We start from the raw sequence: 24318 nt of genomic DNA, 5'->3' as shown, positions 1-24318 counted from the left end.
TGATTATTCAGGGCATGTGGTTAATCTGGTTTAAATTAAATTGTTTATGATGTCTTTATCATTTCGATAAAAACGCTCATCAAAGTTGTAGGCTGTGATTTCATTTTCAAAAATCTGCTGTGCTGATTTTTTGGATACAATGAAACGCTGTGCATTCAGTTTCTGATCCGTCGTGACCGAATAAACTGTTTTAACCTGACCATCAATCACAAAATTTTCAACTGGTGGACGCTCAAGTAAAAAATGATAATCATCAATTCCCTGGCTCACTTTAATCACATCAATAAATCCTGATTTCATTTGTAAGTGAATCAGGTATTGTTTTGATTGATCAAAATTAAATGGCTGTGAAACTGTTATTTCTAAGCCACTGTAAGCTCGAATTTCACCACTTGTACAATCTCCCAAACGTACATCATCCGTTGTCAAAATATTGTCGCCAACGAACGCATAATCGCTTTCAGCATATGCACCAAACTTCACAATGATTCGACTGAACTTAAGTTTATTCCACTCACGCCAGCCGATAATATGCGCTTGTTGGCTATATATGATGCCAGTACCTTCAACTTTTTTTGGATTATTGATTGCATCATTTGGCAGTTTTAAAGTCTTTTCAATCCATCCAGATTCGCTATCAACATAGGTTAATTCAATGCCATCATACTTATTCTCAACAGTTAGGTTATAAGTACGAACTTCTGTTTGCGGCTGCTTATTTCGATGATTAAACAGCAAAATTGGCAAGCTTTCAGGGCTTTCAAAATCAAAATAAGTTTTACGATTGACTCGTCGATCATGACAGCCTGTCACAAATCCCATCATCCGCAGAATCTCTTCAAATGATGTATTGGTACTGTCTAATGTATAGTTAAACTCAGCCATTTTGTTTGATCCAAAATATGCAGTCAGCTCATCGACAGCAGCATAAATTCGCTCAAAATCAATTTCATCAATTGTTCGACGTCCTATTTTCGGATGCAATGCAACATCAATCGCAAGATCTGCAATATTACGACTGGTAACACGCTCGGATGATTTAATGCCGTCTCGATAGGTGTAGACCAAACTTTCAGCAATACAATTGAGCTGTCTTGAATCCTGACTAGTCGCGTTTAAAGTTGCTACAGTCCGAGCACGAACAAGCACCCGATTGTCATAAACTAATTTTTCAAGTTTATGATAGGCATATGCCAGATAGAATTTGGTTTCATCAACCAGGTCATCATGATCACCATTGTCATTGGTTCGACGTGCGCGAAAACGAACAGCTCCAGTGAATGTAAAATCAATCCACATTGAGCCGCCTATCGCATCCCGATTTCCACCACGACCCACCAAAGAGATGGATTTTTTAAAAATTGTACCTGTTGGTGTGCCATTCACCACTTGCTGATATTCTGCCTCTATCGTCACCGTTCTAGAATCTGAACCCCTATAAATTCCATTACCTGCCCGAAAGTTAAGCAAAAGCCCTTTCGCTAGTGGCGAGTCAGTTGTAAACCAGCCTACATAATTATTTTGACCACCACGTAACTTTATTCGAGCTGTTTTAGTTTGTTGCCCTGTGAGATCCGCTAATTTATCCCAATCCGAATTCACTGCACTAGGTGAAACCAATGACAGTTGCTTATTTGCTCGGTCTATACCTGACACAGTATAAGCACCATCTAAATAGATGTTTTCGGTATTGGCTGTTAAATTTGCGCTCATGTTGGTTGTTGCAACCTGAGTCAAATTTGCAAAATTTGTATTGGTATCTGTTGGGTTTAAAAGTTTGACAGTGTAAATACCACCGCTATATTCAATGGACTCAATGTCATATAAGCCAGCCAAATCAAGTTGACCATTCACTGGATCAGTGATTAACATTGCGGTGATATTGATTTTGCGATAATCCGCATAGCCTGCTGCTGTTTGTGTAGAACTAATCGCAATTGTTTCTGCGACATTATCAATTTGAACACTACCAGTAATTGTTAAGTCAGCTATACCGAAGTTGGCTCCCTCAATAATAATCGTCTCATTGATATTAAAATCTTCAAAATCATCAACTGTACTTGAGTCTAGACACTTAATCAGATTTGGATATTGAAAATAAATATCTGAATTCTCTGAACGTGTTGAATTCGGTGAAAGCAAAGTTTGACCATTCACAGAATTATTTTGTTTGGCCACCAATGGAGGATCAGTAAATGTATCACCCCATTTAAATATGTTATCTGGTCCAATAATGCTTTGATTTAAACCATATGCAGTGATTGATTTGCCTGAAATTTCTTGAATTGGCGTATCACCTTCTTTGAAATTTGATAGTTTTACAGGGTTCTCACACACACAAAGCAACAACTCTTCAACCTCAATCCCATCTTTAAAATATCGAACAGGATTTGCAAATAAATCTGGAATCGCTTTTGGTCCACCTAATATATAAGGTACACGTTCTTTAATTCGTTGCTTGTTTTCAGGATTGGATAGGTTGTTGTTACTTGATCCTGAAGATTCACCATTATTCAATTTTGGCATTTTCACCAAAGATTGAACCGCTTGGCCCAAAAGCTTTGTCGCAATCCAAGTCACAGCTGAAGCAAATTCACCAGGATAAGTGACAATTGAAAAATCATCATTAGATTCAAGTAGTCGTGCTATTGCCTGCTTATCATCACGTGCTGGCGTCACATCTGTTTCAGCACAAGGCTGATGCCCTTTAAAGATACGTGCCTGCGGATGTTTGACACGAATCTCTAGAAACGTTTTCAACACGCTATCAGAATGAATCGTTTCGTTTTCATGCTGATCTAAAGCATTATGTATGATTAAGATTTGGCTCATAAAAACGAATCCTTTTGTAAATCGGTTTTGCTTGCTCTAATGTGATCCGCTGTACTCCAGCTTCACACAAATGAAAAATTCGTTGACGAAAAAAAAGCCCACAATGTGAGCTTCCGTTAAAGTAGGTCATCAGGACGATGCAACCATCAATTGGCTTTTCTAAACGCTTATTTTGAATCACTGTATTTCGTGATGTCTGCAATGCCTGATCAAGCGAATCAGTCAAACCAATAAAACTGGATGAATAATCTTTTTGATACAGCAATTGAGCAGCTTTTATCACGAAATGAACGCAGTGAAATCTTTGCTTGTCATAGACACAGTTAAATAAATCATTCATTAGTAGAAACTTATCAAACTCGGATCAGTGCTCGCTGAATAGACTTCACCGTTGCCATTATCATTCAGTCCTGGTGCAACAACTTCACACTCAGAACCTTTCCAATCCCTTGTAATACTTTCTAAATCTAACGCACGTGCAACAACAACAGGTGAATCATATTGCCCAATAAAATAAGCTCGATAATTCACCTTTGGCAACTCAATATCTTCATCATCAAGTATTAAATCGATCAAGTCAGGTATTAGCTCCCCAACATCACCGATTTTAATATTTAGACCTTGATCCAAGTTGCCACTTTCAGCAGTTTTAGAAATATTCAACGGTGCAAAAGCATATTCGAAGCTTTGTCCATCTTCATGCTTGAGCACCAGATTCAAATTTGAATTGGTCACAAAACGTTGAACGGATGGCCACTTTGGATGACTGATCTCAATACACTCAATCATTCCATATCGACCATTGGATTGATCAAGCACTTTAAGCATATCTTCAGAAATTTGCATTTACACCCCCGTTGCAGCAGGCATCCAGACATTCGGAATTTTTTCTAAATCTCTGATCTCATTGATTTTCCCATTTTGCCACATATCAATTAACCAACGGTCAAAATTAGGATCTCGAATTTTAGGCATAACCAAAACTTGAAAACTCAATCTTAGATATTCACTTCCACGATTGGACTCAGTTGGCAAGCTATCAGAAGTAAAACGACATTCACATTCCTCAAGATTCCCATTATCTAAAACCAAATCCCAAATCCAAGTTTTCATTTGGTTTTGACGCCAAAATGCCCAAAAATACTGCTGATAACTTTCATCTAAACAAGCAATCGTAGCATTTACTGAATGCACAGCTCCAACAAACTTAATAACTGAACGAGGCATACCTCCTTCAAGTTTTTGTTCGCGCAAATTATTACCTGGAGAAAATGAATAGCCCTGAAGTAATACAGGAATCATCAAACGATCCATACTAACTCCTATCGAACTCTTGGAACTGCATAATAAGTACTAAATGCCTGAGAAATTGGAGAATTAGCTCGACTCATTTGACTTGGTAAATATTCGTCAATCTCTTTACGAATCATTTGGACATTGAGTTGGCCATCTTGCATTGATACCTCTGCTGTAGTCCCAGGTAAAGTTTGGACATTAACAGTTAAGTTATATCCAGTTTGACCATCATTTTCACGTTGAAGAAATTCAGTGAAATCGCTATTTTGACGTGGAGAAAGAACTCGCTCTCCTTCGTCAAGCAAATAGGTAGCTTCCTCTGGTACATAATCATACCCACCATGAAAGATACCGCCTAATTGAACATCTTTAATTTGTGCAGCATGCACCAATTGAACCGCTACAGCACCTGCCGCCATTGCAGGTGCTATATATGGACCAACCAATGGAATCATAGACACTGATTTATATGTTTCCAAATATGTTTCATTTACACTCATTAAAGCTTTTGCAACAGCAAAAGCTTTAGACATTGCAAACATTGCTTTATAGGCAGATGATTGTTCACCAAGCATTGATCCAGATAGTTCTGTCAAATTAGACATTGTTGAACTTGCAGAAGCTAAACCTATTTCTGCTTTGGCTTTATGGTATTTGATTTCACTTTCGAGCAATAAACTTTGATACTCTTCCTGAGTGATCAATTGCCATTCAAAAGCCTGTTTAAATGCTTCATTACGATTTGATTGTGCATCATCAGCAGATGTATCTATTCCAGAAGCATCTTGGAAATCATTCCAAGCTCTTCTTCTTCGTTCATCATTCTCTAAATCTTGAGTTCGTTCAGAAGCACCAATAAGTGCATTTTTATCCTCTCCAGATAAAGACATATTTAAACGAATTTGCTCACGTTCAAACTCATATTTAGAAGTAATTTTCTGCATCTCTGTCTGAAAAGCTTCTTGGGCATTATTTAACCTTTGTGCTTGCTCAAGCTTAAGCCAAGCCATCTCATGCTCGTGAGCTTCACCTAGAGAATCATTACGAAGTTTTTTTTCATCTTTGCTCATTCCTTTGATTGCATTAACTTTAGCTTTTTCCATATCGAATGTTTTTTGTAATTTTTGATCTTCATTCCAACTCCATGAATCAAGATCTTTCTCATATTCAAGTAAATACACTCGTTTACGTGCATCGCTAATTTCTTTGGCTTCAGCAATCATTCTTGCTTTAGCATCCGATTTTAATGCAGCACCATAGATTAAAGTAGACTCATTTTTCAAATCATAATCGATTCGTTGAAATTCGGTACCATAATCATATAAAAGCTTTTTAGCATCTTCGTATGTCTTATTTACCCCCTTTTGAGCTTTTTCGTGTTTACCTGCTTTTTTTGCTGCCTCATCCTGTTTATCTGCAAAATCTTTCATACCTTGAGTTTGTGCTTGATAATTTTTAGCAGTTGAACCAGCTAGTTTTGCGCGTTCTTGTTCAATTTCAATCAACCGTTTCTTTTGGGAGTCAGTAACTCCACCTTCACCATTGATACGATCAAATTTATCGCCATAACCAGCAATCTTTTTTTCTAAATCTTGAATAACATCTTCAGCTCGCACGTCTGAACTTGCCATTGCTGCTGCTGTGCCACCCAATGTGGTTCCAACTATATCGAATACAGCTACTACTCCCAGACCGACTTTAGCTAACCATTTCAATCCAGTTGCCAATGTTTCAGTTGCTCCAGTTAATGAAATTGTTCCACCCTCAGATGTTAAAAAAGCAGAAGTTATATCAACCATAGCTGGAAGCAATGCTTGCATAACCTGATTTTTTGCACCTTCCATTTGCATATCTAAAAGTTTTATTTCAACTTTTAAAGCTTTTGCAGCCTCTCTTGTTTCATCATTAATGATGACACCTGCACGTTCACCAGCATCTGCCCAGAGGTGCATACCTTCAGCATTATTTACCAATAGAGGTAATAATCCAGTTAAATCTGATGCCATACTTTCAGAAAGAAACGACATTTGCTCATTCGATAAATTTGCTTCTTGCATTTTTTTTACATAAAGTTCCAAACCTTCAGGGCCAGATAAATCTGCAAGATCTTTCATCAATTTCAATGCTGCTTTAGATGACCCCTCAGTCTTTAAAGCAACCTGTTCAAAAAAGTCTTTAGCACCACCACCACCATTGGTATTAAATTCCCCAAGTTTCTCATTGAAGTCCTTATACATGTCAGCTAATTTTTCTGTTTCAAATCCTAAAGCACTTGCACCAATAGCTTGACGTTGAAAATTTTCAAAAGTTGCATCAGATAGGTAGGCATACTTCTCTAATTCATCAATGACTTTAATGTGCTCATTGCCATAGGCGACTAAAGCTGTTGCACCCGTGACAGCCGCAGTCGCAACGACACCAGCCATTTTTTTTGCGCCATCTGCGATTTTTGTAAAGGTGGTTGTAGATGTGCTTTGGGCATTACGCATATTCTGCTCAAAACGTGCTGTATTTGCATCAAGCAAAATTTGAACACGGCTTAATATATCTGACATAAATTTAATCCATAAAAAAACCTCGCTTTAGCGAGGTATGTTTAATTAATAATCCAATACAGATTGGTCACAGAATTTTGGTAATCACCAGTTTAAATTTGACACATCAAACGTAAATTGTTTAGCACCTTCTTGATAAAACTTAACTTCAACAACAAGTTTCTTAGAGGATTTTAATTTATTAATAATTTCATCTTCAGTTTTATCAAAAGTGACAAATAATGTATCAGATTTATGAGTATCTGACTCGGACATAGTGATTGATTTGATAGGATTATCATCAAATTTAAATTGAGCTTCACAATCACTTATTCCACATATAAACTGACCTTTAGAAATTGATAACATCACATCTCTATTTTTAGGATTTTTCCTTAAAATTAATGTAAGTTTAGATCCCCCTGAATACGGAAAATCAAAATCCACACTATTTAAACTTTCATTAAAAGCGAATTTTGTCTCTATATCACGCATGTCGTCTTTCTTATTTAAATATTCCCAATTTTCTTTTTTTAGTTCCTCTGATTGCTTACTTTGGCTTGCGCTATTAACACTAACCTGAGAACTACTTTTTGATTTGTCAGAAACACAACTATATACCCAAGCACACGCAATAAAAATGATAGCTACAACAATCCAGCTCGGAACTTGTTTAACTATTTTAGCTCCACATTGAGGACAATTCTTTGCCTTGTCGCTAACTTGTGCGCCACATTCTTTACAAGGATGTATTGCCATCCTAACCCCTTAATTATTTTAAAGAGGTTAGAATATAGCCTTTTCAGAATTATAACTTCAAGCGTTTTTGCAAAAGTTGCTTCACATAAAAAGCACCATCTTCAGTCAGCCTTATCTGATCCTTTGCCTGCCCCGCTTCAACAATACTGTCGATAATCACGAAATCCATATGTTTATTACGTGGTGAAAGCGTCCAAATCAAAGGCGCGCCTTTAACATAGGGATTGCGCTTTTCGATCAATTGTGCAATCTCAAGTTCCTCAATCACAATATCAACTGGGATATTATAACTTTGGCTAATCCATTCAATTGTTACAGACCGCTGATGTTGTTGAATATCATAACGTCGGTTTTTGGTTTCCATTTGACGCACCTGATTTCTTAAAACATCGATAGAATCATCATAGGTCCGAAATAAACGATGGTATTTTAAAACCATCTCATCATGCTCTTTTTTAGAAACATATTGGCGATGATCAATTTGTTTTACAGCTTTAGGCATAAAATGCTTATACAGAACGTCATAGCATTCTAACTGGTACTTCACCAAGGTATCTTTGATTTCAGGTTTGACTCGATTTACATCTATACCAAATAGCCAGCCGTTAAGGTAGCCAATAGGTAAAGTTAAAACTTCTTGTTCGCCACCTTTTGAAGGTGCCTTTATCATACAGGCACCTTGACTAAGGGCATGATTACGTTTAATTCTTTGCCGTTGCGCTTCCCACTGCAAACCAATGTTCTCACATATCGGCTTCATGGCGACATAAGGCTCATCACCTATAAAATAAACTGGAATTTGATGATGATTAAATTTAACTAATTGAATTTTAGCATTCATGATGAATACTCCTTAGGAATAAAGAGAATCCACCACCTTTTGAGACCAATCAATTAAGGTGGCAGGACATGCAAGATTGGCCTTACTGTTCCCAAGGTTACAGCGTATCTTTCGATACTCTTACATGCCCCACCATAAAGGCGCAGCGATGCTGATGCATAAAAAACCGCAATTATTGGGTATGTCCATTATGGACACACCTTTAAGTGCGGTTTATGCACTTGGGATACATTGGAGACCAATCCAAACACTAGATTTTGCTAGTGCAGAATTAGCGTAACCCAAAACAAAACAAAAAACAAAGCACCAGAAAGGTTATTAAACTACTAAAAAAGTTATTTTAGTATGATTTTTTCAAGCGATTTTAAACAGGCTTCACCTATTTCCCAAAAAATGATTTTAAATTTGAAATTAACTCAGCCTTAGTTTTTTCTACCTTTTGCTTAAACATCATAAAACTATCGAGCTTTAAATCATGTTTAGGCGCATGAATATCAGCTAAGGTTTTTGCAATATTCGCTTGCATCATATCCTCTCTGGTCACCCCTAAAGGTTCCAATGAATTGAATGCTTGCCAATATTTAAATTCTACATACGACATTTTTTGCTGCAATTCACCTGCTGTCATACCAAGCCGACAAGCCAATTGAAATAAAAATTTCAACTCTGGTCGGCTTGTGAGTTTTTTAATTCAACAGATTCGTTACTTTGATTATTTTTATCTCCGGACATAGCGATGCCATTTTGTTTGTAAACTTTTTCAACAATATTATTTAGTATTGGCAAAGGTAATTTCTTTAATTCTTCATCAGGTAGTTGTTTTAGAACAAGATCACCACTATGTGGATCACAGACTGTATTTTTAAGAAGTGTTACTAAACCTAAGCCTGAACCAGCTGAAGCCCATTCTTGTTGAGCCGCCAAACTTAGTTGTTTAATACCAATATCTCCCAAACCATCAATATTATGAACTTCAATAACAGGATTCTCTGCCAATTGAAGGAATGCAGTAGCTAAAGCTGAAGTAACGGATAATGTCATGATATTTCTCTCTAAATAAATAAACCCGCTTAAAGCGGGTAAATAGAAAATAAAAAACAAAATTATGGAACTGTAACCACAACATCATTTTCTTTATGAACCACTTCACCAGAAATACCAATTTCTAATTGCAATCGGTTTTTCTTGTTTGCAGCTCGTACAGGGGCACACTTACTCAAAGTCCCACAAAATTCATAAGTCGTTTTTTCTTCATCACCTAAATCAATTTTCCACTCTAGGCATGTGCCTAATTTAAAGTGATTCATTAAAACTTTTTGCTGTTCATCTCCAGTTTTTTGCAATGTTTCGACAGCAAGATTTCCACTGGTAATAACTCCAGCTGCTGCTTGCATTTGAAATAAGGATTTAACTGTAGTAACGTCATCGAGTGTTCGAGTTGGTGCAGGTAAGGGGATATCGGTAACATCTCCTACCTCTACATATGGTCCTGTTGGTGAGCCACCCGGAACACGAAAAAATAACCCTACTCCTTGGCTATCTACCAATCCATTTACACAACCAGACATAATTCCTCTCCTAGCAAGTTATTTGCCACATATAAAAATCAATTTGAATCTGCCATAGCTGGGTTTCAACATCCAATCCAGCATATCGCTCACCTAAAAATTCACATTTAATAATGGATTGACTGTCCATCTCTCGCTTTACTTTTATGGCAGCCTTTTCACATTCAATATTATCGTGATTCATTACGTTCACTTGAATTCGCACGTGATCATGCCCTGTCCAATTTTTTACAGTCATCAAGGGCATTGATGAAATTCCTTCATAAGTAATGTATGTTTCTGATTTATCGAAACCTTCAGGCAATGGACTTGGTCCTACACGATCATTAAATATTGAACCTAATATTTGATAAATTGCTTCACTAGCTAGCATTTGAAACACCTGCTTCTAAGTTTTTTCGCTGTGTAATCTTGTTCACATACTCGCGATATCGTTCTTTAAACCTTTCAACGGCTTGTTCTTTATGTTTATCGAAACTTGGACGAATAAAAGGAGTCGCTGGTAAATTTGGCGTTCCGTATTCTAAAAACCGCCAATAAAAAGCATAGTAGTTCGGATCATTTAGCCATTTCGTACCACCGACATAAATCCCTATGGCTGCACTACCTTCAATTTTTACTCTTCTTCTTTTTATGGATTTCTTTAATTTACCAGGTTTGACCAATTTACGTTCTTTACCTGCATAATCATCTGATTTCCTACCTTTCCAATATCTGTAATATGCCTTCTCAGCTTTAGGTGCTAAAGCCTTAACTTCATCTAGCATAGGTTTAGATGCATAAAAAAGTGCATTTTGTGTTAATTGCTTTTGCTTACCCAAGCTTTCCAATTGCTGTAGTTGTTGAGTTAGATCATCCAAACCATCTACTCGTACAGAAACATCTATCATTAGAGTTTTCCTATGCTACACATCAAAGTCTGTTTGCCTTTGTTTACTGGCAATTTGCCATCTATACGATAAATTTGATTCGTATCAACATCTTTAAGCATATGACCTGCATTCAAATCAGGAAAATCATCAGGGCGCATCACAACACGACAGACCAATGCTGATCCTTGTGTATGTGAAAGTGTGAATACTTGTGTACTAATAGGTTCAACACCACCATAGAATTGACCAATTACATTCCATTCTTGTTTTACTTGGCCACCAGAATTTTTTTCTGGTGTTCGTTCAAGCACATCAAACAATTTATCTAATTTACCTGGTTGCATTTAGACCCCCATATTTCGTGATGGAAACATCAAGTTTTCACATGCGCGGTTCACATATAAATTAACATCCGCTTGAGATGCGCGGTTTTGATACATGTCAGAGATAATCAACAATGCAGCAACTGATAAATTTTCAGGAATTGCACCTTTGTATTTTTCTTTAACTGCATCCCAATCTAAAAAATCAATGAAATCCAGTACGTTCTGTGTAGCTGCTTTTATCAATAACTCAATATATGCATCGTCACGGTCATGTATCACGCGCAAATGCTGTTTTGTCATTTCTAATGTAATTAAGTCACTCATAAAAAAAGCCTTTTATTGACATAAAAAGAGGTAAAAAAAGCAGTCCGAAGACTGCTTTTTTAAATAATTATTACGCTTCACCAGTAACAGATAAAGCTTGAGAAATATTGTCAGCTTCATCTGTTGCTGTAACAGATCCAACCTCACCAACTGCTAATGGATTCGGCTTGATTGACCAGGCACCCGCGTTATCAGCATATGTAATTCCAATTAGGCCACCTTTAGCGGCACGAACTTTAATAACTGCACTAGCTTCAGCTGTACCACTTAATTCTTTTGCAGAATTAACCAATACTACTGGTAATACTGGTGCAACTCGATCTGCTGGAACATTAGGCAAATCCCCTGCAACATTTGCATCAGGAATAATAACCCCACCCGCTGCACGCATTTCAGAACGAACTGTAGCCAAGTTTTTACGGAAATTATCACCATCTTCAAGCGAGACTTGAGTATCAACATCTTCGCGAATATACCCATCAAAACCGATAGATAAATTTCCACACCAGAATTTGGCAGGTTTCTGAACAGGACTAAAACGAACTGGTAGCCCCCATAAATAAGCTTGAACACCTGTGCCAGTAGGAACACCAATCAAATAGTGACCATCAGAACCCTTTAAGCGTTCAATGACGCCCCAATCTTGTGGATTAAGCACATAACATTCTGGTTGTAGGAATGATAATGCTGCCTTGTATTTTGCACGGTTCAATACATCAAGTGCTGTATCGCCAGCTTCAACTGTAACTGTGACGTGATTTCCAGCTTCCATCAAACCACTAAAGTTTTTAGGTTGTCCTGCTGCTGGAATGTGCCCATTAACCACAAAGTATTCAAGTTTATAGCGAATACCATAGGCTAAACGGCTTTCAATATAACTTGCCAACATTGGCATATCTGCTAAAACTTGATTTGATACTTTGATCCAGTGCGCAATCACACCAACATTCAGTACCAATGGACCAAATTCGAGACTAGATTCAGGCTTTTCTTCACCTTCAGGCACAATATCTGCCATTAAATCCCATGCTGTTTCACGCAATAAAGTCACAATGTCATTGGTTAATGGTGCCCAATTGATCAAATCAACCAGACTTAATGGCTGAAAAGGCACACGATTTAAATCATTTTTTGCATATTGGTAATTCTCACCAAGACTACCTAATGTCACGATATTACGTGCTTTAATACCATCAAACGAGACAGAAGTATTTTTCTGACGCTTTTCAAGCATTGTTTTAGCAATTTCTAAAGCTTCAGTATTACGAATTAAAATTGCAGCAATACCACCCTGCTCATCTTCGGAACGCGTTTTCGCTTGGTTGACCAAATCAGTTTTGATCTGATCGATATCTGCAACGAGCTTATTAATTTCTGTAGCACGTTTTTCAAGTTCAGCTTTAGCATCATCAGGTAGATTAGCTAACTGCGCCTGACGACTTTCAATTAAATCATCTAATTGTTTTAAACGCTTTTTTAACTCTGCGGATGCCGTATCAAGTGGGTTCCCGTTTTCGTCACGAGTTAAAATTTGCTTTGCACCTGCAAGTGGGCGTTTTTGATATGCAGTCATATTATTTCCTTTTAAAAAAGAAAACCACCAGTTAAGGCGGTTATGTTTGTTTCATTAAAAAAATTTAAACTTGATCTAACCAGGCAAAAGGATCTTGTTTTGGCGCTGGTTGATCTTGGCCAATTGATTGAACACGTTGGATTAAGGATGATGCAGCTGCTTCATCAAGATGGAACTTTCGTCCAAGATAAAGCTTCATATCTGTTTCTGTTTGAATATCTCGCATATCAGAATCAGACACACGCGCATTTCGATCACTTGGTTCATCACATACACTGATTTCATATAGACTCGCTCGTTTAATACGAACAAATTTGCCCATATCTTCAATGTCCATTGGATCAGGATAAAAGAATGCTATCGACAAACCATCTATCGTTTCATCTTCAAGCATTGCACGTACATCTTTGGCAAGACTCAAACCTGGTGTAAGTCGTCCTGAAACTTTAAAACCAATATCATCTTCTTCAAGTGTCAACCATTTGCCGATGCGCATCGCAAATTCAGGACTAATCCAGTCATAACGATGGCCATGGTTGTAATACATATGACATCGCATTGCACCAGCTGCCACCGCATTAATAAAATCTGTAAAAGCTCCTTTCACAAATTGTTCACCATGTGAATTGATACTTTCCCAACGAACAGCATATCCATCAAATTCAAATGCAGAATTCTTGTCTTGATTTTCATCGAATCTTAATTTGACATCTGAAAATGGCAAAAGCCGAATTTGGACATTCGGCTTTTGCACTTGTGCATCACGTAAATTTAAATGATTACGGCTCATTTTTTTGTCCACCTCGTTGCCCCTCAATAACACGATCCAGCGTCAATAACTGAGCTGCAACCATTAAATTATCTCCACCTTCAACAGGTGCATAACCTTCTTCGATACGTACTTCATTAATTGTGGACTGGCCACTTTCAATCCGAACTTTATTATTAGCAATACGAGAGGCTATAGAGGCACGTAACAAGTCCTTAATTTTGAATTCAAACTCGTAAGTATCCCAGTCAACACGGTCTAATAGATTTAACCTTGCTGACTCTTCAATACGCTCAAAATAAGGACGCAATCCAAAACGGTAAAATGACTCTACAAGCTGCTCGATACCACTACCCCAAACAGTTGAACCACTGGTATCGTTAATCAATACACTTGGAACCCCATAGAAGCGACAAACTTCCTCAACGGTAAAACGTCGAGTAGACAAAAGTTCAATGTCTTCAGGTGTTAAGCTTATTTTTTCAAATTTTAAGCCACCTTCTAGGACTGGAAGAAACCAATCATCACCAGAAACTAGGTCTGACATTTCCTGACGGAGTGCATCACGTTGTTCTTTTTTCAAAGTTTTATCAGTTGAAAGCGTTCCCGATGGTTTTGCGCCATTTTCCATGACTCGTCCGACTTTATCATCGGTTGCCAACCCAATTCCGATTGATCTAGCACCAAATGCCAAAGGCGACATTCCAACCAAGCCAGTACCAAATAATCTAACGTGCCAAATCTCTTTATCTGTTAAAACTTCCTTTTTCCCATCAAAATAAGTGATGTGGTACTCTTTTTTGCCTTTATCATTCAATTTTGGTAAAACTGAAGCATTATTGATGACTTCAAGCTGATTAAGTTGTTTGTGGTAATAATATTTCCGCACATATACATTGCCACTGATTAAATTCAGCATAAATGTTTCTTTAAACTCAATATTTGTTTGATCATCATTCGGTTTATTGCGAAATAAACGCGCTAAATCATGGTCAAATATCTGTTTACGATGCCGATTTTGGTCAAAAACGAACATCTCAAGCGGTAAACTTGCAACTGTTTCAGCTAAGATTTTATGACAAGCAAAGACAGCTGAAAGCGTCATTGCTCGTTCAAAAGTAGCGGTACTGGCTATTCGGCTATTGGATCGTGGAAAATCAATTAAAACCCCACGTTTTGGACTTTCAGGGCCTGTACTTCTGGCCTGAATATCCTTGGTTTCATTAACTGCCCGCTGGATTTTGTCCTTTTCAAGACATTCAAACAGCCGACTTTTTGCAATTTGTGCTGTCATCGTCGCCCCACTACCATATTTTTGATGTAATCATCCGCATCCCAATCATCTGGATTCTCTCCTGGTACTAAATCAAATACGCTTTCATTATCGAAATGCCGTGCACGTACTGCCGCAATAATAATTCCCTGCATCGCATCAATCTTTTTCCCTGGTGAAACCTTATTAGGAAAAATATGCTCCTTAGAATCTTCTTTGACAACAACATTAGTCGCGCACCAAGTCAGTACAGGATCTCCAGAGTGATGAAAACGCCCTTCAGCAATTAGTACTTCAATCCAACGCATTGCAGGACTCAAATATTCTTTGGTTTGAGGGATTTCTATGACACTTAAACCTTCATCTAGTAAATTGGCTGTAACTTGTTCCGCATGATATCGGTCATGACCAACCTCATAAAATGGGCTTTCGATATGTGCATTTTCAATATCACGCTGAATACGTTTGTAATCTGTCGATTCACCCGCTGTTTCATTTAACCAACCTTGATCACGCCATACAGCATATTCATCTGGTCGTTTTTCACCATTAATAGCTTGTTTGGTCTTAATTACGCGTTCATTAATGTAAGAATGAGCAAATGCATGCCAATGAATTTTCCCATCTTCTTCAAGTCGTGGACGTAATGAACCCCAACTTGCCAAGTCCAATCGACTGGCCAAGTCATAACCGCCAAAGTTTGGTAATCCTTTGAAATCGTCTTCTTTGACTTTTCGATAGCATTTTTCCCATGAAGATGGCGCAATCCAGCCATTTACAGCACCAACCCACTCATTTAAGTGCTTTTGACGGTAAAAAGCCTCTTGAGAAGGTGAAATAATGACTTTTTCAAATTTGGCTTGTAAATATTTGATTGTGACTGAAACACCGTAATTAGGGTTGGCTTTCGGCCAATTTTTAGGATCTTTCCAATCATCCCCACGATCTAAACAGAAAATCATTCCAAAGTACTGTTCGTGTACTGCTTTACCCAAGAGTACATTTTCAACAGTCGTTCTTTCCCGATAACATACACCTAAATTATCATCACCCGCAGTACTAATAGCTCCAACCAAAGGTTGTGATCGTGCAGCAATACCATCAGCTGTAATATCGTACATGCTTGAATCTTTGTGAGCATGTAATTCATCAATAACAGCCATGTGTACATTCAGACCGTCTTTTGTGCCGCCCCGATCTTGTGATAGCGATTTAAAAAATGAACCAGAGGTTGGTTGAAAAATTGAATATTTTGACGCTTCAATACCAAAACGCTGTTGCATGAAAGGTGATAGCTCAACCATTTTATTTGCAGTACGGAAAATGATGTTTGCTTGATCTTTAGATGTTGCAGCTGAATATACTTCAGCTCCCATTTCACCATCGATAAAGGCCATATAAAGGCCAAGTGCTGCAATCCATGTAGACTTACCATTTTTTTTAGCGACCTCAATATAGAAATACAAAAACCGTCTTAAACCATCTGAATCTACCCATCCAAAAATATTTACCGTAGCAAATACCTGCCAAGGCTCCATAATCATTAAATTACGTGTGCCATCTGGCTTTAATTTGGCTAAATCACCTGAAACATGAGGACATGTCTCGACAAAAAAACATGCATGTCTTGCACGTTCTTCGTCAAATTCATAATCAAATCCAATGTCGGAAGGTTTAGTACTTACTTTCAGCTTAATCAACAAAGATTCAACATCTGGATTATCTGAAATTGTTGGGCAGCCTGAACGGGTTAAATCATTTAAAAATCTTTTAACTGCAAGTTTTTCCAGTTTCCCCGATGTACGCACTCCAGTTCGCACATCGTCACAATACTGAAGCGCAATTTGAAAATAATCACGCATGAAACTCACTAATTCCTCAACCCATAATTAAGATATGGATCATTGCTGCTTGTGGTAGATTTTTCAGCACCCAACAGATCTAGTTGCTGTTGTTTATTAACTTTGACAGTTGAACGCGCAGCTGGAGTTAAACCAAATTCACGCGCGGTTCGAATAATTTGTTCCTGCAATTTATTGCGAATCTGTAGCCAAGCAGCTTGAACTTCAAAACCATTAGGCGTTTTTGAAACCCAAGAATCCATATCTACTAACTTTTCCATGACTGTTTCATAAACAGCCATATTGTCGCAATGCAATCCAAAGACGTCACCATCAACGACTGCTAGTAATCCAGCTTGAACCAACTTAGGCCCTAACATATCCCAGTGTTTTTTTGCTTTTGCATTTAGCCATGTTGGACATGGGGGTAGTCCCAAATCTACTGCTGCATTTGCTACTTGAGCATCTTCATCACGATCAGGTCGAATACGAGAACCAGACATGAGTTTTTCTTGCAAAGATTTGGGAGGCCTTCCAGCATTTGACATAGACACCTCCAAAAAATCTAAAAATATTTAAATATTAGAGGTATACCCCCCTATGGAATTTTGACCACGTAAAAATTTGACGGGGGGGCGGTCTTCTAGGGGCAAGGCCTTACGACTTTACACCCCCTATCCCCTATTTTGAGATTAATTCGCATTTACTAAATGCTTTTGAATTATCCGAGTCTGTGCATCAACCTCTGCAAGTGATGCAAGTCGAAGCTTACTGTATACTTCAGTCCTTGAATGTATTTCATCATTCCAAAGTACTTTGAAGTTTGTGATACAAGAATTTGTAACAACACCAATTTCATCTGCACCAGGAATAGAATCTACATAACAGACGGGATCACCAAGTAATAATATTTCTTCACTCATGATTTTCTCACTTGAAATTCATAAGCAGCCTGTACTGCTATCACACGATACACATCTGCATCACGTATGAATAAACGTTCACCATGTATAAAGATTAATCGCTGATAAGATGGAAGCTTTTTAAATTCATCTTCAAATTTCTTATGATTCATAATCAAACCTGCTTCTTGAAATGACTATGATGTAAGCGGTGAGTAAAGCCATCATTGTCTTCAATGGTGATTGAATTGCTCTCAACACCAATCACTTCAAACTTAGAATCAACTTTGCAGTTCAACGACTCAAATGCAAAACCAGAAACAGGTAAAGCAATATCACCCTCAAAGAAAGGGTTAATACTATTCAGGTTTGCTTTAGCTGGTTGCTGCTGATAGTTCCAACTGCCACGATCTTCTAACTGTGTCTTGCGGTCATGGCATGACTTGCATAATGATTGCCAATTGTTCTTATCCCAGAATAATTCTTTGTCGCCCTTATGCGGAATGATGTGATCCACTACAGTGGCCACTTCAATATATCCACGCTTCTGATGATCAGCACAAAGCGGATTTTCAGCCAAGTGTTGAAGCCGTTCTTTTTCCCATCGTGCATCATAGCCACGCTGGTGCGCTGTACCACGCTCCCGATCTTTCTTTCGAATCTTATCTTGATGATTGTCACAGTAACCTTGATTGGTTGCATATTCTTTGCAACTCGATACAAGGCATGGACGTTTAGCACGTTGTGGTGCTTTCTTTCCCATGATGACAAACTCCAATTGAGATCACCACAGAAGCTCTATGCTGTGGTCCATAGCTACTCCCTACTTTGATTGCCACCTTATAGGCATGGTACTAATCAATTTTCGGTTTCGAATCATAATTTAAGGCGGGGCATCACTCCCAAGTCTGATTGTCGCTTTCCTGCTTATCCTATTCATGCTCGATGAACTGCACGGGTTGTAACCTCTATCGCGGGTTCTATGCGTGATTACTCAAACAGTCTTTACCTAATTAGTAATCTTTAATATCTGGGTTTAAGCATACAACTACCATAAAAAAACCACATGAACCTCCGAGGGAAACATGTGGTATGAAAAGAGTCTTTCGACTCTGGGGAAACTTACAGCGCTGAATAATTACAATTACTCATTGTGGTGAAATGTATATCTAAACTGTCGCAACTGTCAATACTAAAAATACCTTTTTAGCTAATTATAATGATATTTGGTTGTTTATCTTAATGCTTAGGATATTTGAATACACATTAATTATTACTCTGATACTTTCAACATATTGATTTATAACACGATGCATCTTATCTTTACTTACACCTGCAATCATAGCTCTATTCCTAACTGAAGGCTTGTAATCTCCAGCACAACAGAACATTTCAACCAAAACAACAAATAAACCTAATTTATGAAACTCATCATCACTGGTTTCGTGGTTAATCAATAACTCTCTATGAATAACTGAAATTGACTTTTCGATCATTTCTATAGTTTTAGATCCTGATACATATAAATTAAATAATTCAGTCTCAATCGCTGATAACTTCGCATAGGTAATCGCAGCACAAACATCCTGTGTCGTTAAAGCTCCATAAGATCCACCACCCACTGAATCAAAATTTGTAGATTTAGGATTTAATAATCTTAAAATTTTTTCCATTTGTTGTGCCTTTTTAAAAAATGTTAAGGGTGTTAAGGGTAGTGTTAAGGGTACATAAAACAATAAATGTATATAAATCAATATATGTTAAGGGTGTTAAGAGTGTTAAGGGTGTGTCTCCTCGTGTGAGAGGATTTTTTAAAGAAATAAATCTAAACTTGATTAAGAATTTTTTTATCTCACGTGCGCGCGCGCGCACGAAGCCCTTAACACTCTTAACATAAGTGCTAAAAACATTGCGTGATAATGGTTTGAGGATGTTAAGGGTAGATGAATATACCCTTAACATTACCCTTAACGCCCTTAACATAGACGGCAGGTAATCGATATTTTTATTATGAAGGCAATACACTTGGTGCATCTCCATGTAATTTAGCACTAAACATATTGATTTGTGAAGTTACCCAATCAACTAAATTTTGTGATGGATCAGGCTCAGAAACAAATATTACTGTTTTCTGCTTTTCCTTTGGCTTTTCAACATACCCTTTTTGATCCTCTTTATAACGAGCAAGTCGCTTAGAAACACCAGGAATAGTTGCAATCTGGAATGAAAATTTATTTTCAGGTAATGGTTTCTCATGGGATCGCTTACACCATGACATATATGCAGTAAATAAGTCTGTTGAAAGACAACAACAAAATGGCAAATCAAGTTCACCGCCCTGCCACCGCTGAAAAAATATTTTCCATGATGGCAAACCATATTGGATAATGTCGGTCTTGGCATCTGTCATCGGCGGTTCAGTATGAGAATTAAAACCATCCAATGGAATTTGTAATAGATACGTATAAAACGCATCTACACCACCGTTATCTATACATTCAATCACCGACTTCTTAATTGAATCACTCAATTTTCCACAGGGTTTTACGACAAGAAAACGTCTATCCTTTTCTTCAAGTGGTAATGGCTGTGTATCGTTAGATAGAAAAACACAGTTAATATGATTCGATTGCTCATATCCACTCATGAACTTTTCTTCAATTCGAATCGTTTCACCAGTGATCATGTGTTTAATTAACCCCATCATTCCGTACTTAGATTTGTTATTAAAAATTTCTTCAAAAAGGCAATATAGTTTCTGCTTTGCCCAATCGGTATATATAGATTCAAGTCCGTTTTGTCCAAGTGTCACACTATATTTTCCATAAATCTCACGCATGACCTTACCAAAAAATAAGGATTTACCTGCTCCCTGGGTTTCACCATGCATGAGTATCGAAGTCGCCATTTTTGAACCTTGATTTTGCAATGGGAAAGCAAGCCATTTAATAATCCACTCGACAATATCTTTGTCGTTATTACAGATATGTTGTAATAAATATATAAACGGCTTACACATATCACGCGCTGCAATGCATGGGATCATTTGATCAGCATCATTCAACATCGGTGCAATAGGCAATCCATCAAACATATTTATCTGACCAGATTTAACATTCATTGTCGGATTGAAAACCAAATCTTCAAACCAAATCATTTTTTTAGTTTCTGATTTAATCCAAACGTCGAAGCCTGATCTGAAGTTATCTTTGATCGTCTCATTTCTGACAACAGTACGTCGTTTTACATCCCAAGATTGTCTAGTCCCTTCAAGCATGATGAATCGATCATTCATATTTTGTTCAAGCTTGGCAGTATCCTTATTTAAGATATTCTTAACTGAATTTGCATCAATTAACTTCCGTTTTGGATGATTCATCCAATCTGAATAAAGCTGTTTTCCAAGCATATCGATAAATGCAGTTTTTTTAATTTCAGTTTTTCGATGCATATCCCAATATTTTGACTGTCCCTCAATGACACAAAAACGCGCTAAGCTCGAATTTAAATCAAGTGTATAGGTACCATCCTCCCCCTTAGACCCCCTATTGTCGCTACGCTCCTCCCCACTAGCATCGGAAATATCGATATTCTGAATATTTTCGCCACTTTGCCCCAAATTTTTGTTAGGGCTTGGGGAAAGGGGTGCGGGGAAAGGCAAGATGTTTGAGACTGCATTTTGCACCTGCGCCTTGACCGCATCTAAACCAAAGTTCACGTGAAGATCATTAAAGTCAGTTAATGCTTGTTGCTGTGACATCTGTGACTCATTCATACAGTTGCCTCATGTTCAAAGTTTGGGATAATAACGACACCGCCTGTCACAGCAACAGCTTCTTCAGCGCATTTGCGTCCTGTATCCTCTTTTGCGCTATCATCATCTGCACAGTAAATTAACTTTGCATTTGGTTCCATTTTGTGAATATTTTGCCCAACAGGTAATAGATTAAATGCATCAAATGCAATCACCACTGGAAGCCCTGTAGCCATATGAATTGATGCACCAGTTGCGTAACCTTCAGCGATGCAAATGACAGGATCTGCCAATTCAACGGTTCCAATAAAATGAAAACATCCTTTTTTACGGCCATCAGATAAAAAAGTTTTGGAACCATCGGGCTTAATATATTGTAAATTCCAAAGTACCCGCTGCTCGTCATATAGTGGCACGATCAAATCACCATCAAAATTGATTAAACAATCAAAATTTTGAACTTTTTTTCGATCAAGATATGGACAACACTGATCTTCGCTTAGATGTGTGTTATTCCATAATCTAAGTGCTTTTTTGGCCGTATTTTCCTGTTTTTTTAACTTTTCTTGTTGATGTCTTTGCTCACGTAATTTTGCTTGTTTACGCAGTTCCGCACGTTCTACATCTGTAATTTGCGAATCTGCACTCAAACCAACTATTGATGCAACTTCTTCAATAATTTTAGGAAAACTTAAATCTTCACAAACTCTGCTAATCAGTGCAAACCCGTCTCCAGCGCCACAACCATTACAAAAGAAATCACCAAAACCTAGTTTATCGTCATAGTAAAAACGATCTTCTCCACCACAAGCTGGGCAAGGAGCATGTCTTCGTTTTGCTGGCATCGTAATCGCAAATTGCGGAAAAATGGAATCCCACATTCCATGAGAACGTTCTTTAACATCTTTAATTTCAAATCCTTTCTTTTTAACCATGATCTCGCTCCTTATGGTTTTTCACCATTGCAAGCAAAGTGGCTGTGACTCTAAATAAATCAAAAACCTCTTTATAAATTTCATCATGCTCATGCTGAGTTATGCGCCCATCAGATATTGCTGTAGCGATTGATTGAGACAAATGGCCCTGCTCTTGTGCAAGTTCACCAATTTTGGTGATGTAGGAAGCGTGATCCAAATCTTCAATAACTTGAGGAAGCTCAAACCAAGCAGCATTACCATGAATTGCACATATTGAATCCATTATCCTGCTGTCTTGAGTCTCAGACAGAACTGCTTCAAAGTGGTAAATATTTGCTTTGTGCGTCGAAGTGGTTGGATTCAATGAACTTCTAAAAGTATTAATATTAAAGCAATTTTTTTCAGCAATTTGTGCCATTAAAGAATCATCTTGTGGTCTATAAACAGCCGCTTTCAGTGCCATTTCAAGTGACAGTACAACATCTGTTTTATTTCTCATGTTTAGAAATCTCAAATTTAGTCATATTTATCAAAAAAATGCTGCTTTATGCTGTTTTCAGTTCATAGAACCAGAGCACAAGTTCTTCATAACTAAAAGTTCCATTACTCTCTTTAGCTAAGGCCTGCATAAATGTTTTGTTTGGAATGCGTCTACGATGCTTAAGTTGAATAAAAAGATACTTATTTGTAGTACCTGTACGGAGTGCATAATCATCAAGAGAACCATTTTTATGTAGTTCATCAATATATTCGTTAAAGGGCTTAACCATAAAAAACCTTTTTGATTAAATTTGGTATAAAAATACCTTTTTGGTTTTTTTAAATCAATACCTTTTTGACTATTTTGATTAGCTTTTAATTAAATAAGTATTTAATAAGGCTTTTTTTAGGAATTCTTTCACAGCTTTTATTATTTCATAATGCCAAATAAGTAACTTGTAACTTGTAACTTTATCAATACGACATATATCGGAGACAACCAGATGTTATCGGTTAAAGATATTAGAAAAAATAATCTAAACAAATTTCTTAAATATTTTGAACGTAAAGATTTTGCATCTATTGTAAAAATTGATTATGTCTTATTAAATCAATACATTCCTGAGAATGCACCTAAAAACATAGGCTTAAATAATGCTAAAAAAATAACTGAAGCATTCCAATTACCAGAGGGGTGGTTAGATCACGAACACACAGAAGAAGAAGTCTTTCGGGTTGTATATAAATCAGGGAAGGCGACAAAGAATGTCGCTGAAATGCTAGAAAATACAAATTTAGTAGCAGAAGATACTTCCAACAATAGCAAAAATGGTTATAGAATTTTAAATATTAAAAACATCATTAAAATTCAAAGAGGACAAGATTTGCAAATTTCAGAAATTCCAGACCCCAAAAGTTATATTTTTGTTCCACCTAGCATGGAAGCACCTGTTGCATTTGAAGTATCTGGAACAGGATATCAAAAGCCTTATAAAACTGGTTATCTTATTGTATGTGATGCGAAAAAAACTCTTGAACCTGGTGATGATGTCGTATTTGTTAAATCAGATAACATCCCTGAATTTGCCGAATTCCTATATGAAAGAGATGGGATGAAAGAGTTTGAAACACTTGATGGAAAAAGATTAAGTATTGAAATATCTGAAATAAAGTATGTTTATCCTGTAACAGCCTACTACCCCTCAAGCCAAAAACATTCATTTTGATACTTTTAAATTCTAAAAAAATACCAAAACATTATGTTTTGGTATTTTTTTGTCTAATATTTACATTTTAAGTTCATAAAAATTACACAAAATACCTTTTTAGCTAATTATTTTTATTTAAAAGTATTGACAAACAAAACCAATTATAAATATTCTTACCAATACCAAAATACCAAAAAGGTTATCAAAAGTGAATTCTCAAAATTTCGATATAGCTGTTAGTAAGCGACT

At 37.1% G+C, this 24318-nt stretch carries 29 protein-coding genes; 2 read left to right on the top strand and 27 right to left on the bottom strand.

Annotation, left to right across the window (positions count from 1 at the left end):
* Positions 1-30: 30 nt before the first annotated feature.
* From ACINWC743_RS14375 to ACINWC743_RS24910, 7 genes are all read right to left on the bottom strand, one after another.
* Complete coding sequence (locus tag ACINWC743_RS14375; protein WP_009585986.1) at positions 31-2832, bottom strand: host specificity factor TipJ family phage tail protein; 2802 nt, start codon at positions 2830-2832, stop codon at positions 31-33.
* Complete coding sequence (locus tag ACINWC743_RS14370) at positions 2807-3172, bottom strand: hypothetical protein (RefSeq protein ID WP_009585898.1); 366 nt, start codon at positions 3170-3172, stop codon at positions 2807-2809. Before ACINWC743_RS14370 ends, ACINWC743_RS14375 begins: the two co-directional genes overlap by 26 nt.
* Entirely contained in the window at positions 3172-3678 is a 507-nt protein-coding gene (locus tag ACINWC743_RS14365) for a hypothetical protein (protein WP_009585912.1), read from the bottom strand. Before ACINWC743_RS14365 ends, ACINWC743_RS14370 begins: the two co-directional genes overlap by 1 nt.
* Positions 3679-4146 carry a hypothetical protein gene (locus tag ACINWC743_RS14360; RefSeq protein ID WP_009585957.1) on the bottom strand — a complete coding sequence of 156 codons (468 nt, stop codon included), beginning with the start codon at positions 4144-4146 and terminating at the stop codon, positions 3679-3681.
* Positions 4147-4154: 8 nt separating this feature from the next.
* Positions 4155-6683 (bottom strand): hypothetical protein, encoded by a 2529-nt coding sequence (locus ACINWC743_RS14355; protein ID WP_009585919.1) that lies wholly within the window; start codon positions 6681-6683, stop codon positions 4155-4157.
* Positions 6684-6767: 84 nt separating this feature from the next.
* A complete protein-coding gene (locus tag ACINWC743_RS14350; RefSeq protein ID WP_009585988.1) occupies positions 6768-7421 on the bottom strand; it encodes a zinc-ribbon domain-containing protein in 654 nt (217 codons plus the stop codon).
* A 49-nt stretch (positions 7422-7470) separates the two neighbouring features.
* Entirely contained in the window at positions 7471-8262 is a 792-nt protein-coding gene (locus ACINWC743_RS24910) for a phage antirepressor N-terminal domain-containing protein (RefSeq protein ID WP_009585864.1), read from the bottom strand.
* Between the two features lie 124 nt (positions 8263-8386).
* Here ACINWC743_RS24910 and ACINWC743_RS24340 point away from each other — a divergent pair, with 124 nt between their 5' ends.
* Positions 8387-8542: a hypothetical protein gene (locus ACINWC743_RS24340; RefSeq protein WP_157432067.1), complete on the top strand. Its 156-nt coding sequence runs from the start codon at positions 8387-8389 to the stop codon at positions 8540-8542.
* 99 nt (positions 8543-8641) lie between these two features.
* Here ACINWC743_RS24340 and ACINWC743_RS14340 read toward each other — a convergent pair whose 3' ends face one another.
* The 20 genes from ACINWC743_RS14340 to ACINWC743_RS14250 form a co-directional block, all read right to left on the bottom strand.
* The gene (locus ACINWC743_RS14340) at positions 8642-8926 is read right to left on the bottom strand and encodes a DUF4035 domain-containing protein (RefSeq protein WP_228129112.1); all 285 of its coding nucleotides are present in this window, start codon (positions 8924-8926) and stop codon (positions 8642-8644) included.
* Positions 8923-9303, bottom strand: coding sequence for a hypothetical protein (locus ACINWC743_RS14335; RefSeq protein WP_009585868.1), 381 nt, complete (start codon positions 9301-9303; stop codon positions 8923-8925). Before ACINWC743_RS14335 ends, ACINWC743_RS14340 begins: the two co-directional genes overlap by 4 nt.
* 62 nt (positions 9304-9365) lie before the next feature.
* A complete protein-coding gene (locus ACINWC743_RS14330) occupies positions 9366-9830 on the bottom strand; it encodes a hypothetical protein (RefSeq protein WP_009585882.1) in 465 nt (154 codons plus the stop codon).
* Between the two features lie 10 nt (positions 9831-9840).
* Entirely contained in the window at positions 9841-10203 is a 363-nt protein-coding gene (locus ACINWC743_RS14325) for a hypothetical protein (protein WP_009585952.1), read from the bottom strand.
* Complete coding sequence (locus ACINWC743_RS14320; protein ID WP_009585965.1) at positions 10193-10720, bottom strand: HK97-gp10 family putative phage morphogenesis protein; 528 nt, start codon at positions 10718-10720, stop codon at positions 10193-10195. The genes ACINWC743_RS14325 and ACINWC743_RS14320 overlap by 11 nt, the downstream gene beginning before the upstream one ends.
* Positions 10720-11046, bottom strand: a complete 327-nt coding sequence (locus ACINWC743_RS14315) for a head-tail adaptor protein (RefSeq protein ID WP_009585949.1) — start codon at positions 11044-11046, stop codon at positions 10720-10722. The genes ACINWC743_RS14320 and ACINWC743_RS14315 overlap by 1 nt, the downstream gene beginning before the upstream one ends.
* On the bottom strand, positions 11047-11352 hold the full coding sequence (locus ACINWC743_RS14310) for a head-tail connector protein (protein ID WP_009585970.1): 306 nt from the start codon (positions 11350-11352) through the stop codon (positions 11047-11049).
* A gap of 70 nt (positions 11353-11422) precedes the next feature.
* On the bottom strand, positions 11423-12925 hold the full coding sequence (locus ACINWC743_RS14305; RefSeq protein ID WP_009585901.1) for a phage major capsid protein: 1503 nt from the start codon (positions 12923-12925) through the stop codon (positions 11423-11425).
* A 64-nt stretch (positions 12926-12989) separates the two neighbouring features.
* Positions 12990-13715 carry an HK97 family phage prohead protease gene (locus ACINWC743_RS14300; RefSeq protein WP_009585969.1) on the bottom strand — a complete coding sequence of 242 codons (726 nt, stop codon included), beginning with the start codon at positions 13713-13715 and terminating at the stop codon, positions 12990-12992.
* On the bottom strand, positions 13705-14988 hold the full coding sequence (locus tag ACINWC743_RS14295; RefSeq protein WP_009585883.1) for a phage portal protein: 1284 nt from the start codon (positions 14986-14988) through the stop codon (positions 13705-13707). Before ACINWC743_RS14295 ends, ACINWC743_RS14300 begins: the two co-directional genes overlap by 11 nt.
* Complete coding sequence (locus ACINWC743_RS14290; RefSeq protein WP_009585939.1) at positions 14985-16829, bottom strand: terminase large subunit; 1845 nt, start codon at positions 16827-16829, stop codon at positions 14985-14987. Before ACINWC743_RS14290 ends, ACINWC743_RS14295 begins: the two co-directional genes overlap by 4 nt.
* Positions 16830-16837: 8 nt before the next feature.
* Entirely contained in the window at positions 16838-17356 is a 519-nt protein-coding gene (locus ACINWC743_RS14285; RefSeq protein WP_009585861.1) for a phage terminase small subunit P27 family, read from the bottom strand.
* Positions 17357-17500: 144 nt separating this feature from the next.
* Entirely contained in the window at positions 17501-17731 is a 231-nt protein-coding gene (locus tag ACINWC743_RS14280; RefSeq protein WP_009585984.1) for a hypothetical protein, read from the bottom strand.
* Positions 17728-17883: a hypothetical protein gene (locus ACINWC743_RS24510; RefSeq protein WP_009585903.1), complete on the bottom strand. Its 156-nt coding sequence runs from the start codon at positions 17881-17883 to the stop codon at positions 17728-17730. Before ACINWC743_RS24510 ends, ACINWC743_RS14280 begins: the two co-directional genes overlap by 4 nt.
* Positions 17884-17885: 2 nt before the next feature.
* Positions 17886-18473 (bottom strand): HNH endonuclease, encoded by a 588-nt coding sequence (locus ACINWC743_RS14275; RefSeq protein WP_009585971.1) that lies wholly within the window; start codon positions 18471-18473, stop codon positions 17886-17888.
* A gap of 451 nt (positions 18474-18924) precedes the next feature.
* Entirely contained in the window at positions 18925-19383 is a 459-nt protein-coding gene (locus ACINWC743_RS14270; protein ID WP_009585950.1) for a hypothetical protein, read from the bottom strand.
* Between the two features lie 335 nt (positions 19384-19718).
* Entirely contained in the window at positions 19719-21470 is a 1752-nt protein-coding gene (locus ACINWC743_RS14265; protein ID WP_009585930.1) for a primase-helicase family protein, read from the bottom strand.
* Between the two features lie 11 nt (positions 21471-21481).
* Positions 21482-22399, bottom strand: coding sequence for a primase-helicase zinc-binding domain-containing protein (locus ACINWC743_RS24505; RefSeq protein ID WP_009585942.1), 918 nt, complete (start codon positions 22397-22399; stop codon positions 21482-21484).
* Positions 22392-22880, bottom strand: coding sequence for a phage regulatory CII family protein (locus ACINWC743_RS14255; RefSeq protein ID WP_009585872.1), 489 nt, complete (start codon positions 22878-22880; stop codon positions 22392-22394). Before ACINWC743_RS14255 ends, ACINWC743_RS24505 begins: the two co-directional genes overlap by 8 nt.
* Before the next feature lie 46 nt (positions 22881-22926).
* On the bottom strand, positions 22927-23151 hold the full coding sequence (locus ACINWC743_RS14250; protein ID WP_009585946.1) for a hypothetical protein: 225 nt from the start codon (positions 23149-23151) through the stop codon (positions 22927-22929).
* 213 nt (positions 23152-23364) lie between these two features.
* Here ACINWC743_RS14250 and ACINWC743_RS14245 point away from each other — a divergent pair, with 213 nt between their 5' ends.
* Complete coding sequence (locus ACINWC743_RS14245) at positions 23365-24087, top strand: hypothetical protein (RefSeq protein ID WP_009585977.1); 723 nt, start codon at positions 23365-23367, stop codon at positions 24085-24087.
* Positions 24088-24318: the final 231 nt, after the last annotated feature.

This window comes from Acinetobacter sp. WC-743, from assembly GCF_000335555.1.
Classification (GTDB): Bacteria; Pseudomonadota; Gammaproteobacteria; order Pseudomonadales; family Moraxellaceae; genus Acinetobacter; species Acinetobacter bereziniae.
Note: the sequence above shows the minus strand (reverse complement) of the source record. Positions and strands in the feature narration are given on the sequence as shown.

What these genes read in the sequence shown, in the direction of transcription:
- ACINWC743_RS14250 (WP_009585946.1), bottom strand. Translation starts at nt 23,151, where the DNA reads ATGGTTAAGCCCTTTAACGAATATATTGATGAACTACATAAAAATGGT.
- ACINWC743_RS14330 (WP_009585882.1), bottom strand. Translation starts at nt 9,830, where the DNA reads ATGTCTGGTTGTGTAAATGGATTGGTAGATAGCCAAGGAGTAGGGTTA.
- ACINWC743_RS14370 (WP_009585898.1), bottom strand. Translation starts at nt 3,172, where the DNA reads ATGAATGATTTATTTAACTGTGTCTATGACAAGCAAAGATTTCACTGC.
- ACINWC743_RS14375 (WP_009585986.1), bottom strand. Translation starts at nt 2,832, where the DNA reads ATGAGCCAAATCTTAATCATACATAATGCTTTAGATCAGCATGAAAAC.
- ACINWC743_RS14285 (WP_009585861.1), bottom strand. Translation starts at nt 17,356, where the DNA reads ATGTCAAATGCTGGAAGGCCTCCCAAATCTTTGCAAGAAAAACTCATG.
- ACINWC743_RS14275 (WP_009585971.1), bottom strand. Translation starts at nt 18,473, where the DNA reads ATGGGAAAGAAAGCACCACAACGTGCTAAACGTCCATGCCTTGTATCG.
- ACINWC743_RS24910 (WP_009585864.1), bottom strand. Translation starts at nt 8,262, where the DNA reads ATGAATGCTAAAATTCAATTAGTTAAATTTAATCATCATCAAATTCCA.
- ACINWC743_RS14265 (WP_009585930.1), bottom strand. Translation starts at nt 21,470, where the DNA reads ATGTCACAGCAACAAGCATTAACTGACTTTAATGATCTTCACGTGAAC.
- ACINWC743_RS14300 (WP_009585969.1), bottom strand. Translation starts at nt 13,715, where the DNA reads ATGAGCCGTAATCATTTAAATTTACGTGATGCACAAGTGCAAAAGCCG.
- ACINWC743_RS14355 (WP_009585919.1), bottom strand. Translation starts at nt 6,683, where the DNA reads ATGTCAGATATATTAAGCCGTGTTCAAATTTTGCTTGATGCAAATACA.
- ACINWC743_RS14360 (WP_009585957.1), bottom strand. Translation starts at nt 4,146, where the DNA reads ATGGATCGTTTGATGATTCCTGTATTACTTCAGGGCTATTCATTTTCT.
- ACINWC743_RS14310 (WP_009585970.1), bottom strand. Translation starts at nt 11,352, where the DNA reads ATGAGTGACTTAATTACATTAGAAATGACAAAACAGCATTTGCGCGTG.
- ACINWC743_RS14280 (WP_009585984.1), bottom strand. Translation starts at nt 17,731, where the DNA reads ATGAGTGAAGAAATATTATTACTTGGTGATCCCGTCTGTTATGTAGAT.
- ACINWC743_RS24510 (WP_009585903.1), bottom strand. Translation starts at nt 17,883, where the DNA reads ATGAATCATAAGAAATTTGAAGATGAATTTAAAAAGCTTCCATCTTAT.
- ACINWC743_RS24505 (WP_009585942.1), bottom strand. Translation starts at nt 22,399, where the DNA reads ATGGTTAAAAAGAAAGGATTTGAAATTAAAGATGTTAAAGAACGTTCT.
- ACINWC743_RS14290 (WP_009585939.1), bottom strand. Translation starts at nt 16,829, where the DNA reads ATGCGTGATTATTTTCAAATTGCGCTTCAGTATTGTGACGATGTGCGA.
- ACINWC743_RS14335 (WP_009585868.1), bottom strand. Translation starts at nt 9,303, where the DNA reads ATGACATTATCCGTTACTTCAGCTTTAGCTACTGCATTCCTTCAATTG.
- ACINWC743_RS14255 (WP_009585872.1), bottom strand. Translation starts at nt 22,880, where the DNA reads ATGAGAAATAAAACAGATGTTGTACTGTCACTTGAAATGGCACTGAAA.
- ACINWC743_RS14325 (WP_009585952.1), bottom strand. Translation starts at nt 10,203, where the DNA reads ATGCTAGCTAGTGAAGCAATTTATCAAATATTAGGTTCAATATTTAAT.
- ACINWC743_RS24340 (WP_157432067.1), top strand. Translation starts at nt 8,387, where the DNA reads ATGCCCCACCATAAAGGCGCAGCGATGCTGATGCATAAAAAACCGCAA.
- ACINWC743_RS14365 (WP_009585912.1), bottom strand. Translation starts at nt 3,678, where the DNA reads ATGCAAATTTCTGAAGATATGCTTAAAGTGCTTGATCAATCCAATGGT.
- ACINWC743_RS14315 (WP_009585949.1), bottom strand. Translation starts at nt 11,046, where the DNA reads ATGCAACCAGGTAAATTAGATAAATTGTTTGATGTGCTTGAACGAACA.
- ACINWC743_RS14270 (WP_009585950.1), bottom strand. Translation starts at nt 19,383, where the DNA reads ATGGAAAAAATTTTAAGATTATTAAATCCTAAATCTACAAATTTTGAT.
- ACINWC743_RS14350 (WP_009585988.1), bottom strand. Translation starts at nt 7,421, where the DNA reads ATGGCAATACATCCTTGTAAAGAATGTGGCGCACAAGTTAGCGACAAG.
- ACINWC743_RS14295 (WP_009585883.1), bottom strand. Translation starts at nt 14,988, where the DNA reads ATGACAGCACAAATTGCAAAAAGTCGGCTGTTTGAATGTCTTGAAAAG.
- ACINWC743_RS14245 (WP_009585977.1), top strand. Translation starts at nt 23,365, where the DNA reads ATGTTATCGGTTAAAGATATTAGAAAAAATAATCTAAACAAATTTCTT.
- ACINWC743_RS14305 (WP_009585901.1), bottom strand. Translation starts at nt 12,925, where the DNA reads ATGACTGCATATCAAAAACGCCCACTTGCAGGTGCAAAGCAAATTTTA.
- ACINWC743_RS14320 (WP_009585965.1), bottom strand. Translation starts at nt 10,720, where the DNA reads ATGATAGATGTTTCTGTACGAGTAGATGGTTTGGATGATCTAACTCAA.